The organism is Kaarinaea lacus (assembly GCF_975902315.1).
In genome coordinates this window covers 1-12,618 of sequence record NZ_CDLKIE010000170.1, presented here as the reverse complement: position 1 = coordinate 12,618, position 12,618 = coordinate 1, and the positions used below count along the sequence as shown (strand labels likewise).

At 48.2% G+C, this 12,618-nt stretch carries 12 protein-coding genes; 9 read left to right on the top strand and 3 right to left on the bottom strand.

Annotated features, from left to right (window positions below):
- From ACWVCM_RS04930 to ACWVCM_RS04920, 3 genes are all read left to right on the top strand, one after another.
- Positions 1-325 (top strand): PUA domain-containing protein (locus ACWVCM_RS04930; RefSeq protein WP_455200604.1); only part of this gene is annotated, 325 nt, incomplete at its 5' end.
- Between the two features lie 221 nt (positions 326-546).
- Positions 547-987, top strand: a complete 441-nt coding sequence (locus ACWVCM_RS04925) for a rhodanese-like domain-containing protein (protein ID WP_455200603.1) — start codon at positions 547-549, stop codon at positions 985-987.
- A gap of 59 nt (positions 988-1,046) precedes the next feature.
- Entirely contained in the window at positions 1,047-2,924 is a 1,878-nt protein-coding gene (locus tag ACWVCM_RS04920) for a methyl-accepting chemotaxis protein (RefSeq protein WP_455200602.1), read from the top strand.
- 106 nt (positions 2,925-3,030) lie between these two features.
- On the opposite strand, the gene rpsT is transcribed toward ACWVCM_RS04920, so the two are convergent.
- On the bottom strand, positions 3,031-3,291 hold the full coding sequence (gene rpsT, locus ACWVCM_RS04915; protein ID WP_455200601.1) for a 30S ribosomal protein S20: 261 nt from the start codon (positions 3,289-3,291) through the stop codon (positions 3,031-3,033).
- A 272-nt stretch (positions 3,292-3,563) separates the two neighbouring features.
- On the opposite strand from rpsT, the gene murJ reads away from it, so the two are divergent.
- From murJ to ispH, 6 genes are all read left to right on the top strand, one after another.
- Positions 3,564-5,123, top strand: coding sequence for a murein biosynthesis integral membrane protein MurJ (gene murJ, locus ACWVCM_RS04910; RefSeq protein ID WP_455200600.1), 1,560 nt, complete (start codon positions 3,564-3,566; stop codon positions 5,121-5,123).
- Positions 5,124-5,156: 33 nt separating this feature from the next.
- A complete protein-coding gene (gene ribF, locus ACWVCM_RS04905) occupies positions 5,157-6,095 on the top strand; it encodes a bifunctional riboflavin kinase/FAD synthetase (protein WP_455200599.1) in 939 nt (312 codons plus the stop codon).
- Between the two features lie 104 nt (positions 6,096-6,199).
- Positions 6,200-9,040, top strand: coding sequence for an isoleucine--tRNA ligase (gene ileS, locus ACWVCM_RS04900; protein ID WP_455200598.1), 2,841 nt, complete (start codon positions 6,200-6,202; stop codon positions 9,038-9,040).
- Positions 9,033-9,527 (top strand): signal peptidase II, encoded by a 495-nt coding sequence (lspA, locus tag ACWVCM_RS04895; RefSeq protein ID WP_455200605.1) that lies wholly within the window; start codon positions 9,033-9,035, stop codon positions 9,525-9,527. The genes ileS and lspA overlap by 8 nt, the downstream gene beginning before the upstream one ends.
- 23 nt (positions 9,528-9,550) lie before the next feature.
- Positions 9,551-9,994 (top strand): FKBP-type peptidyl-prolyl cis-trans isomerase, encoded by a 444-nt coding sequence (locus ACWVCM_RS04890; RefSeq protein ID WP_455200597.1) that lies wholly within the window; start codon positions 9,551-9,553, stop codon positions 9,992-9,994.
- A gap of 33 nt (positions 9,995-10,027) precedes the next feature.
- Complete coding sequence (gene ispH, locus ACWVCM_RS04885; protein WP_455200596.1) at positions 10,028-10,960, top strand: 4-hydroxy-3-methylbut-2-enyl diphosphate reductase; 933 nt, start codon at positions 10,028-10,030, stop codon at positions 10,958-10,960.
- 29 nt (positions 10,961-10,989) lie between these two features.
- On the opposite strand, the gene ACWVCM_RS04880 is transcribed toward ispH, so the two are convergent.
- On the bottom strand, positions 10,990-11,607 hold the full coding sequence (locus ACWVCM_RS04880; RefSeq protein ID WP_455200595.1) for a GspH/FimT family pseudopilin: 618 nt from the start codon (positions 11,605-11,607) through the stop codon (positions 10,990-10,992).
- A 288-nt stretch (positions 11,608-11,895) separates the two neighbouring features.
- Positions 11,896-12,618: hypothetical protein (locus tag ACWVCM_RS04875; protein ID WP_455200594.1), on the bottom strand; the 723-nt coding region annotated here is incomplete at its 5' end.

Genomic DNA, 12,618 nt, shown 5'->3' with positions numbered 1-12,618 from the left:
GGTGGTGGCGCCATTACTATCCCTGGCCAGCCACTTGCAGCCTGCCGGTAAGTTGGTGTTAGACGATGGTGCCGTCAAGGTATTGAAAGAATCCGGGCGCAGTTTGTTGCCGGTGGGCGTCAGTGACGTGCACGGTGAATTCGCGCGCGGCGAAGTCGTGGCCTGCGTGGACCAGCGCGGTAAAGAAATTGCCCGTGGACTGGTAAATTACTCTTCTTCTGAATCCCGTGCCATCAAGGGTCAGCCTAGTCAGCAGATTGAGTCACTTATTGGTTATGTGGATGAGCCTGAATTGATCCATCGTGACAATTTAGTGTTGCTCTAGAACCCATACATTTTTCAAGTTTATTCATTTAAAGCTGCGCCACTTTCTGGCGCTTCCGGCGAAACCTTTCAGTTATCTTAAGCCCACCTGTTTCCGTTAAAAAAACCTCACTGCAGGCCGATTATTAGCATATGACGGATGTCTTATTCGGCTGTCAATACGGCCTGGACGTCCGATAAAAATACTTAATGAATTATGACTTGCAGTAAGAGGTAATGATCATGCGCTATTCTCAGCAACATCCTATCGCCAAACTTTTCGTTTTTGTCTCTATGATTTCGATGGCTTTTTCTGCTTTTGCAGAAAAGAAAGCACCGGAATCCATTGATGGGACGAAACGCGTCTCAGCAGAGCAAGTTGTTGAGCTGGTGATGAATACTCCGGATCTGGTTATCATTGATGCTCGCAAAGCCAGTGACCGTGATGCGGCTGGCTGGATCGAAGGTTCAGTGGGCTTACCTGATTATGATACTGACAAAGATAGTCTTGCCAAACACATTCCCTCTAAGACTTCACCGGTGCTGTTCTATTGCAATGGCGTGAAATGTGGTCGTAGTGTTAAATCCAGCAAACAGGCGGTGAGCCTGGGCTATAAAAACATTTACTGGTTCCGCGGCGGCTGGGAAGAGTGGACCGAAAAAGGTATGCCGGTCTCCCATTAAGTTCGTACTGCAGTTAAGAAGCCAGTTGACATAACTATTTGAAAGGATGTCGCCAGGATATGAATTTTAATAAATTCTCCATAAAACAGTTAACCACCTTTTTGTTATTATCACTCGGTGCGGTCGTTGTCGTGTTGTCCGTCATGGCCATGATGCAATTGCGCGATGCGGCGCTTGAGTCGCAAGCGCGCAGTTTGTCCCAGATCATCGAAGTCAGTGTTCGAAAATCCATGGAAGAACTGGACAGCATCGCCAATGACCTGGGTGTGTATACGCAAAAAACCAAGGGATTTCGGGCGGCGGCAAGTCAGTTAATTAAAGAACCTAAGGATAGAGAGCTGGTGGCGCAAGTCGCGAAATTGCTGGATGAGCAATATCACCAACGTTACGTTACCAGCAGCATTGTTGATTTAAGAAAGATACGGCTCTATAACCTGGATTTCCAGCTGGTAGCACAAAGCAATGAAGGTGATCGCGCCTTAAGAGCGAGAATGCCTGATAGCCTGTTAACGAAAGCCAGGCGAAGGAACGGTGCTGACCGTTTGAAGATGCTAACAAGTATGTGGTCTAACGATGACGAAGCTCTCTATTCGGTACTGCTACCCGTCGGTGGTTTGCGTCAGTTGGGTTATATGGAAATTGTCCTTCAGCCTGCACATAACCTTCGAAGTGTGGAAAAAATTACTCAGCTACCTGTAGCTATTACATCGGTTGGTGGAAAAGAACTTTATAAAAGTGAAAACTGGGAGGCTGCAGCGGTGGCAACCAGTCTGCCTATTCACTACGAGATGCAAGTAGATGATGGAAGTGCAGCCCTCAAGTTTGAAGTGCTCGAGGATATGAAAGCATTTCATGATGGCATGAATCAGACTCAATTTTCTATCATTGGCTCTATTGTTGTTGTATTAGGCATGTTTCTCTTTTTGACCTTATGGGTATTAGGGAGGCATTTATTTAAACCTGCCGAGCAACTGGTGGCTGCTATTCAGAAGTGTGCTGAAGGCGATCTATCGATCCGCATTGAAGAAAAAGGCGTGAAAGAATTGCATACCTTAAGCAAGGCTTTAGACGTATTGGTAAAAAGTCTCCGTAACCAGGTAAGCGTGATTAGCGAAGACTCGGAAAACCTCGCTACGTCTGCCATCAATCTATCCAGCACTATTCAATCGACTCAAGAGGCACTGCAGCATCAGCAACAGGAAACGGATCAGGTAGCGATTTCGGTCAATGAAATGTCAGCATCGGCTGTTGAGGTATCGAAAAATGCTGAACACGTGGCAATGGCAGCCAGTGACGCCGAGCGTGAAGCTTTGAATGGTCGTGAAGTGGTGGGGCAAACAGTAAACTCAATCAATAACCTGGCAACAGAAGTGGAACTGGCTTCCGAGGTGATGCATAACCTGAAAGGGGAATCAGAAAATATTGGTACCGTGCTGGATGTCATTAAAGGCATTGCAGAACAGACGAATCTGCTGGCACTGAATGCTGCTATTGAAGCGGCACGTGCCGGTGAACAAGGTCGTGGATTTGCGGTGGTAGCAGATGAAGTGCGGACGCTTGCCGGGCGTACCCAACAATCAACGCAGGAAATCCAGAACATGATTGAAAGCCTGCAAGCCGGTACGCACGAAGCCGTTAGTGTTATGGATAAGAGCCGGGATATGGCAAAAGAAAGTGTGGAATTCGCCAGTGAAGCAGGCAGCTATCTGGATACCATTACCCGGTCGGTGGGTGACATTTCCAATATGACGACACAAATCGCCACAGCTTCCCAGCAACAAAGTGCGGTCGTGGAGGAGGTTAATAAAAGCGTTGTCGCAATCACCGATCTCGCCAATAAGACTAATGACGATGCACAGCATGTTAGTAGTAACAGCAAGCAACTAACGGATATGGCAAATAGCTTAAAGGGACTTGTACGACATTTTAAAGTTTAATGACAGTAAACTTTTCCCGGATATCAGGAATTTCGAGCATAAAAAAACCGGTCTTGCACCGGTTTTTTTTATTTTTATTATTGTATACCGCTTGGTGTGCGTGCGATTAGATTGCACGAATTCGTGAGTTCAATCGGCTCTTATGACGTGCTGCTTTGTTTGCCGTGATAATGTTTTTATTGGCCATTTTGTCGATCATAGGAACGGCTGCTTTGTAAGCTTCGCTCGCCTTGTCTTTCTCGCCAGCGTCGATGGCGTATAAAACTTTCTTGATGGCAGTGCGCATCGTAGAGCGCAGGCTCGCGTTATGCTGGCGGCGCTTTTCCGCCTGACGGGCACGTTTTCTTGCTTGTGCTGAGTTGGCCAAATTTAGTACTCCTTCATTCCGCTTAATACAAGTTCAATTCTTTGTCGATCGTTTGGGGCGCATAATATGCTGGTTTTTAGTCTATTTGTCAAATATTTAGGCTAATTTCATAAAACGCTGTAAGTCCTTGAAAGATGCCGTTAATATGCATAGCCAGTACCAGTTCGGAGCAATTCCTGCATAACCGGTAGCGTTAAAACTATCCTGAGAAACAATGAGTTACCATAGACCTGAGAAAAAATTTTCCATCGATTTTTGCGAGGTAATTATTAGTGGCGGGTAAGTTACTTAAATCCACCGCTGTGGTGTCCTTCATGACCCTGGTGTCGCGTATTTCCGGCCTGGTCAGGGACGTGGTCTTTGCGCGTTATTTCGGTGCTGATGCGTTAACTGACGCCTTTTTCGTCGCGTTCAAAATCCCGAATTTACTGCGTCGCCAGTTTGCCGAGGGGGCATTTGCGCAAGCGTTTGTACCGGTTTTTACCGAATACAAAACGACAAAAGAGCACGAAGAAACCAAAGAACTGGCAGCGGATGTGACGGGCACGCTGGGTATTATCCTGTTCGTCATTACGGTCATTGGCGTACTGGCGGCACCGATCCTGGTGGTGATATTTGCACCGGGCTGGGCTGACGGAGATGATCGTTTTCAACCCACCGTGGAAATGCTGCGTTTCACCTTTCCTTATATCCTGTTCATATCGCTCACGGCGCTGGCTGGCGGCATACTCAATACCTATGGAAAATTTGCGGTGCCGGCTTTCACCCCGGTGTTGCTCAATATTTGTTTGATTGGCGCGGCGATCATCTCGGCGACGTACTTTGAAGAAGACATTATCGTACTGGCCTGGGGTGTCTTTGCCGCTGGTTTGACGCAGATCCTGTTTCAGCTGCCTTTTATAATGAAACTGCGCCTGGTGTCGTTGCCCCGCTGGGGATGGCGCAAACCGGGTGTCGTCAAAATTAAAAAATTAATGTTGCCCGCGATTTTCAGCTCCTCGGTACAGCAAATCAATTTACTCATCGATTACTGGATTGCCTCGTTTCTTGTCGGCGGCAGTATTTCCTGGCTGTACTATGCTGATCGCCTGGTGGAGTTTCCGCTGGGTGTATTTGGAATCGCGATCGCGACAGTCATATTGCCAAGCCTGTCAGCGAAATATGCGGAAGCGGATCCCGAAAAATTCAAACATACCCTGGACTGGGGCTTGCGGCTTTCGCTATTGATCGGCGCACCGGCGACGGTGGGATTAATCATGCTGGCCGGTCCCCTGTTAAGTGCCATTTTTCAATATGGTGATTTTGATGCCCAGGATGTGCACATGGCGCAGCTGGCTTTGATTGCCTACTCTGTTGGTTTGCTAGGTTTTATTTACGTGAAAGTATTGTCACCCGGATATTTTGCGCGCCAGAACACCAAAACACCGATGAAGATTGCCATTATTTCCATGGTTGCCAAGATTATCGTGACGTTAATGCTGGTGTTATCCATGCTGCATTTTTCCTATGAAGCGCCCCACGTGGGCCTGGCACTGGCGACTGCATTGTCTGCGCTATTTCAATCATGGTTGTTGTATCGTGGCCTGGTTAAGGACGGTATCTATAAACCAGATCCAGGCTGGCTGTTATTTTTATTGAAAATTGGTCTGGCTTGTGCGGTGATGGGAGTAGTATTGTATTTCGGTGTGGAAGATGTCTTCATGTGGGCCAGGTGGGACGTTTATCAGCGCGCCTTCAATATTTTACTTTGGGTAGGCGCAGGGGCTGCCGTATATTTAGTGGTGTTATTGCTCACGGGTGTAAAAATCAGGGATATGATCAGACACGCTTAACTATCAATAAACACAACAACGCTTTAAATAGCAATGGAACTGATTCGCGGATTACAAAATATTAAACCTGAGCACCATGGTTGTGTCGCAACTATTGGAAATTTTGATGGTGTGCATCTTGGCCATCAGGCGGTTATCAGGCAGTTAATGGAGAAGGCGCAGGAGTTAAGTTTACCCGTAGCAGTCATTACCTTCGAACCGCAACCCCAGGAGTATTTTTGTCCTGATAATGTACCGGCGAGACTCACCCGCCTGCGGGAAAAACTGGAAGTGCTAAAAGCGCTGCATGTTAACCGGGTACTGTGTTTGCGCTTTGATAAGCACCTGGCCAGTTTGACTGCCGATGGATTTGTACAGCAGGTGCTGGTCGAAGGATTAGGTGTCAAATACCTGGTTGTTGGCGATGACTTTAAATTTGGCAAAGGCCGAACCGGTGATTTTGATTATCTGACTTCTATTGCCCCGGAACTGGGTTTTGAAGTGAGTGATACCCATAGTTTCTATTTTGCTGAGGAGCGAGTGAGCAGCACGCGGATTCGCACGGCACTGGAAACCGGCGATCTGCTTTTAGCCAAACAAATGTTAGGCCGGGATTACGGTATGGTCGGACGGGTAGCGCATGGCGACAAACGCGGGCGAACTATTGGCTTCCCCACCGCAAATATTTACCTGCATAGAAAATCTTCGCCGGTTTATGGTGTCTATTCAGTACATCTGCACAGTAAACACCCGCAAATTGGTGGCCGGGTGGTGAACGGAATCGCCAACGTTGGGCAGCGTCCCACCGTGGGAGGTACCCGTACCTTGCTGGAAGTGCATCTGTTTGACTTTGATGGCGATATTTACGGCGCCTATGTGGATGTCACTTTTTTGCAGAAAATCCGGGACGAACACCGCTTTGAATCATTTGAAGCGTTAAAAGCGCAAATCGGGCGCGATGTGGAACAGGCGAAAGCGTTTTTCGCTAGCTGATTACCCTCGGGAACAGGTAAAATACCCGGTTTATTCGAGCTGACAGCTAACACGTACAAACAAATCAATATCTGATATCAATAAACAAGTAATAGCAGGCGAACGTGGCAGATTATAAAGACACCCTCAATTTACCCAGTACGGAATTTCCCATGCGTGGAAATCTGGCCCAGCGGGAACCCAAAATGTTGAAGCGCTGGGAGGACATGGATCTCTACCAGAAAATGCGCGATGCAGGACAGGGAAAACCGTCCTTTATTTTGCATGATGGCCCTCCTTACGCGAATGGCGATATTCATATCGGCCATGCCGTCAATAAAGTACTGAAAGATATCATCGTTAAGTCAAAAGCATTGAGCGGTTTTAATGCGCCCTATGTGCCTGGCTGGGATTGTCATGGCCTGCCTATCGAATTGCAGGTAGAAAAAAAGAAGGGTAAGGCCGGCGTAAAAATTACGGCGGATCAGTTTCGCCAGGCCTGTCGCGATTATGCTCAACGCCAGGTCGACGGGCAGCGCAAAGACTTTATTCGCCTGGGTGTATTTGGTGACTGGGACAAGCCCTACCTCACCATGGACTTCAAAACCGAAGCGGATATCATTCGCGCGCTCGGCAAAATCATAAAGGCCGGTCACTTGCACAAAGGCAGCAAACCCGTGCATTGGTGTGCCGATTGTGGGTCGGCCCTCGCAGAAGCGGAAGTGGAGTACGAAGACAAAACGTCTCCGGCAATTGATGTGCGCTTTAAAGTGCTCGATGACGCTGCGTTTATGTCACGTTGTCAAAATGCGGACGGAAAGGAACATAGTGGTAAAGGGGATATCTCGGTAGTGATCTGGACCACCACGCCCTGGACCTTGCCCGCCAACCAGGCGGTGGCATTAAATCCGGAACTGGATTATGCGGTCATCGAAGTGGAAGGCCAATACGGTGTGGAACGATTACTGTTAGCAGAAGCCTTGCTAAAAGATGCCGTTGGTCGCTATGAGTTCGATGAGCATCACGTGGTGGCCTATTGCAAAGGTTCCGATCTCGAGGGGATAAAACTACAGCACCCGTTTTACGATCGCGAAGTACCCATCATTTTAGGTGATCACGTCACCACGGAATCGGGTACTGGCGCGGTGCATACGGCGCCCGGTCATGGCCAGGAAGACTATGCAGTCGGTCTGCGCTACGACTTGCCGGTGGATAATCCGGTGGGAGGCAATGGTTGCTTCCTGGAAGGTACGGAGTTGTTTGCCGGCGAACATGTGTTTAAGGCCAATGACCATGTGATTGAAGTGCTTAAAGCAAAAGGTACACTGGTGCATGATGAGTCCTTGCGGCATAGCTATCCGCATTGCTGGCGCCATAAAACGCCGATCATTTTCCGCGCTACGCCGCAGTGGTTTATCAGTATGGATCAAAATGGTTTGCGTGAAACGGCGATGAAGGCCATCAAGCAAACCGAGTGGTTACCCGATTGGGGGCAGGCTCGCATCGAAGGCATGGTAGAGAACCGTCCCGACTGGTGTATTTCGCGGCAACGTACCTGGGGTGTACCGATCCCCCTGTTTGTGAACAAGCAAACCGGTGAGTTGCATCCAGAGACTGAACGCCTGATAGAAGAAGTTGCGCAACGGGTGGAAGGATCAAGCATCGATGCCTGGTTTAATCTGGAGCCACAGGAGCTGCTGGGTTCCGATGCCGAAAACTATGACAAAGTGTCTGATACGCTTGATGTGTGGTTTGATTCGGGAGTTACCCATTACGCGGTACTGGATGCCCATGAAGAATTGCATACACCGGCAGATTTGTACCTCGAAGGTTCTGATCAACACCGTGGCTGGTTTCAATCCTCGCTATTAACCTCCGTGGCCATTCGCAATGCGGCGCCTTATAAAGAAGTGTTAACCCATGGTTTTACCGTCGATGCCAAAGGGCAAAAGATGTCGAAATCCAGGGGTAACGTGGTAGCACCGCAAAAAGTGGTTAACCAGTTGGGTGCAGATATATTACGCCTTTGGGTTGCCGCAACCGATTATCGCGGTGAAATGAGCGTGTCCGATGAAATTCTCAAGCGTACCGCGGATGCCTATCGCCGTATGCGTAATACGGCTCGCTTCCTGTTGGCCAACCTGCATGGATTTGATCCCAGGCGGGACATGATCGGCCTCGATGAAATGATTTCCCTGGACCGTTGGGCGGTGGATCGTGCCAGCCAGTTACAACAGGATTTATTAACGGCTTATAACGACTACGAATTTCACCTGATCTACCAGCGCATTCACAATTTCTGTAATGTGGATATGGGTAGCTTTTACCTGGATGTTATTAAAGACCGTCAGTACACCACCAGGGCGGACAGCCTGGCCCGCCGTTCAGCGCAGTCAGCGATGTACCATATCGTTGAAGCACTGGCGCGTTGGCTAGCACCGATCTTGAGTTTTACCGCAGAGGAAATCTGGCAGGCAATTCCTGGCGAACGCGGTGATTCAGTATTCCTGGCGCATTGGTACGAGTTTCCAAAAACCACCAGCGTTAATAAACTGGATGACAAGTTCTGGGCATTAGCGCTGGAAGTGCGTGAAGCGGTGAGCAAGCGCCTGGAAGAGCTGCGCGTTGCCGGTGAAATTGGTTCTTCACTGGATGCCGAGGTGGATCTGTATTGCGGCAGTGAACTGTATCAGCAGCTTGAAAGGCTGGAAGATGAGTTGCGTTTTGTCCTGATAACGTCCTATGCGCGCATTCATCGTGAAACAGAACGGGGCGATCAAGGTGTGCATCACAAACTGTCCACGGGTGATGAAATGTGGGTGAGTGTGCAGGCCTGTCCTCATAACAAGTGTGTACGCTGCTGGCATCATCGCGAAGATGTTGGATCTAACGAGGCGCATCCGGAGTTATGTGGCCGATGTGTTGATAACGTAGATGGCGATGGTGAGCAACGTGGGTATGCTTAAATGGTTATGGATAACAGTGTTGGTCATAGTGCTGGATCAGGTAACAAAGTCGGTAGCCACTGCTAACCTGATAATGTTCCAACCGGTTGAGGTATTCCCGGGATTTAACTTCACCTTGATGCATAACAAAGGCGCGGCGTTCAGCTTCCTCAGTGATGCATCCGGCTGGCAGCGTTGGTTTTTTACTGCCATTGCCATTGGGGTGAGTATTGGAATTTTGATCTGGCTGAAACGCTTGCCTTCCGATCATCGATTAATGGCGATTTCTCTGACATTTATTCTGGGCGGTGCCCTGGGTAATGTTTATGATCGTGTACTACTTGGTTATGTAATTGATTTCATAGATGTTTATTATGCCGAATACCATTGGCCTGCATTTAATATTGCCGATTCTGCCATTTTCGTTGGCGCGTGTTTGTTAATCTTTGATTCGCTGCGCAGTACGCATCAGGAACATAAAGCTTCATCAGAACAATCCCAGTCGTAAATCGTAAATAAGGTAAGTTTTCCATGAGCAATTCCGAGCAAACCATCGTTGCCGGCAGTACGGTTACCATGCATTACAGCCTGGTGCTGGAAGACGGTACGGTCGTTGATAGTAGCTTCGATTCCGATGAGCCATTGATGTTTACCATGGGTGATGGAACGCTGATAGATGGTCTGGAGCATGCAATTTTTGGTTTGAAAGCAGGGGATCAGCAATCGATAAACATTCCTCCGGAATCCGGGTTTGGGTATCGTGATGAAGATGCGGTGCAGTCGTTGAAGCGGGAAGAATTTAGTGAAGGTATGGAATTAAAGCCGGGCTTAGTGATTGAATTTGATACGCCTTCTGGCCTCAAAGTACCGGGAATCGTAATGGAAGTTAAAGACGATACGGTTGTTGTGGATTTTAGCCATCCTCTCGCGAACCACACGGTTCTCTTTAATGTTCATATTCTTGATGTACAATAGTCGTTAAATTCAAGGTATCGCTGTTTATTCAAAATGAAAATATTACTCGCTAATCCCAGAGGTTTTTGCGCCGGCGTTAATCGCGCTATTGAAATCGTTGAGCGTGCTTTGGAGTTATTTGGTGCGCCCGTCTATGTGCGTCATGAAGTGGTTCATAATCGTTTTGTAGTCGATGGATTAAAAGCGAAAGGCGCAATCTTTGTTGATGAAGTTTCCGAGGTGCCTGATGATGCCATCGTTATTTTTAGCGCCCATGGTGTTGCCAAAACCGTGCAACGTGAAGCGCAACAGCGTGGATTAAAGGTTTTTGACGCCACCTGCCCACTGGTTACTAAAGTCCACCTGGAAGTTGTCCGGCATCTTAAAAGTAGTCGCGAGTGTGTGCTCATCGGGCATGCCGGACACCCGGAAGTTGAAGGAACCATGGGGCAGTATGAAGGACAGGGCGGTAGAATGTATCTCGTGGAAACGCTGGATGATGTTTCCAGTCTCGAAGTAGATAATCCGGATGATCTTGCCTACGTAACACAAACAACCTTATCCATGGACGATACGGCGGAGATTATCGCTGCACTGCGAGAGCGCTTTCCAAATATTATGGGTCCTAAGAAAGACGATATATGTTACGCGACCCAGAATCGCCAGGATGCGGTAAAACAGTTTTCAAAAGACTGCGATGTGGTGTTAGTGGTTGGATCCACTAATAGCTCTAATTCCAATCGTCTCCGGGAGTTGGCGGAACGTCTGGGTGCCCAGTCCTACTTAATCGACAATGCCGCGCAAATCAAACCGGAATGGATAAAAGGTATCAATGCCATCGGCGTAACAGCCGGCGCTTCAGCACCTGAAGTACTGGTGCAGGAAGTCATTGCCCGGTTAGAAGAACTGGGTGGCAACAAAGCAGAAGAGAGTAACGGCATTACGGAAAACGTCGTTTTCTCGCTTCCCAAGGCGCTCGCCCAGTAATTGTCGCTTTCTCGTTTCTTTCTTGTTCGTCAGGCTTTGCATTCAAGTTCTCGCGGTTTTCCTTTCATTGACAGAGTTCCGTTGTCGATAATGCCATTATCGTTGGTGTCCCTGGCAAATCGAACGCGTCCTGTGTAGGCAACGACAATGCCTTTGGTAAAACCGGGGCTCGCGCCCGGTACGCATACAGTCCAGGAATCCATATAACCGGGACTGATACCAGTAGGTTTATAAGTAACCCTGACCCTGGCATTGCTACGAAGCGTATAGCCGTCTGCTATGGGACCGTGCACTCGCAGAATTTTATCCCGACCTGGATTAAATTTGCCATTCCCGTTCAGGTCGGAAAATACCATCCAGCCGGTGTCCCATACTTTTTGCTTGTTGATATCTGGAAGCCCTTCGCATTTGTTACCGGTAATAGTTCGGCATACAGTGACTTTATTTCCCCGTTTGATGGCTTCACTGCGCGCGTAATTCAGTGTGGATGTAAATTCATAAGCGATGCTACTGGCCCGGTTCGATTTAAGCATGTTGCCCATCGGGGTGGATAGTGCAGTAACAATGGCGCCAATTAACAGCGCAATAATGAGTTCTATGAGCGTGAAGCCCTTCGAAGGAACGAGTATTTTATACGGGTAGTTCATTGTTATTCTTCTCTTCTTGTTATTTTTTTACCGGATTAAAGCAGGCAATATCCAGCCGTGGCTGACTATCTTGCCAATCCGATAATTGATTTATACGAGAAAAATAAAAGGATAGCGTTAGTGTTTATCACTACTGCCTTTTATTATTATTGTTATTAACAGCAGGCGCCATTATAGAAAAAGGGGTGTGCGCTAAACTAGAGAAATATTACCGCTTTGAATGTAAATAACCGGAGGGGTGACTGAAAAGCCTGGTGGGCTGGCAAGCCCACCAGGTATGCAGAGAAATTAATTGCCTGATGCTGTTGTTTCCCAGTACGTTTTGAAAGTATCGATGCCGGAATTTAAATCATCTTCTTCATCATCCGTCAGTGGATTTTCGGTACCCGCAAGTACAATATAGCGTGTCATAGTGCTGGAAAGCGGGTTGGTTGTTGTTGGCGGAGTGCTGCCACCACTGCTGGGTTGTGCCAGCGACATAAAGGCAGGTGAGGGCGGAATTCCTGTTGCCTGTAAAGCTCTGGCACGGTTGGTACCCAGTGCCTCGGAATTGTAAAGGTTTACCGCATAAAATTTTCCTGTTCCTCTGGGCGGGGTACAGGTGGGTCCGGCCGGAGGTGGCGGCGGTGTATAAGTGGTAAAGAATGTATAACCGTACATCGTGCCCGCCATGGATAAGACTTTTTCACTCTGTGGCAAGTCAAAGTACCAGCCGTGAGTAATAGCGGTGGTTGGTGCTGTGTTGGTCGGAGTCAAGTCGGCAATGGTAAGTGCGCTAAAGTTAGATGGTAACGGAACTTGTACGTATTCATCCCAAACTGAGAAAAACTTGTCAGTCGATGTTAGATCGAGTGGGTGCGCGCGATGCCCGGAGCCTACATTAATATGTAACAGTGGTTTCAGTCCAGTTGAGCTATAAACGAGGTCCACCGCATAGTAATGACGCCGGTTACCGCCGCTTAAATCGGCAAACAGTTTACCGCTCGGTATGTATTGGGTCGTACCGCCGCT

Coding starts and splice junctions, on each gene's coding strand:
- ACWVCM_RS04925 (WP_455200603.1), top strand. CDS start 547: ATGCGCTATTCTCAGCAACATCCTATCGCCAAACTTTTCGTTTTTGTC.
- ACWVCM_RS04920 (WP_455200602.1), top strand. CDS start 1,047: ATGAATTTTAATAAATTCTCCATAAAACAGTTAACCACCTTTTTGTTA.
- ribF (WP_455200599.1), top strand. CDS start 5,157: ATGGAACTGATTCGCGGATTACAAAATATTAAACCTGAGCACCATGGT.
- lspA (WP_455200605.1), top strand. CDS start 9,033: ATGCTTAAATGGTTATGGATAACAGTGTTGGTCATAGTGCTGGATCAG.
- ACWVCM_RS04890 (WP_455200597.1), top strand. CDS start 9,551: ATGAGCAATTCCGAGCAAACCATCGTTGCCGGCAGTACGGTTACCATG.
- ispH (WP_455200596.1), top strand. CDS start 10,028: ATGAAAATATTACTCGCTAATCCCAGAGGTTTTTGCGCCGGCGTTAAT.
- ACWVCM_RS04880 (WP_455200595.1), bottom strand. CDS start 11,607: ATGAACTACCCGTATAAAATACTCGTTCCTTCGAAGGGCTTCACGCTC.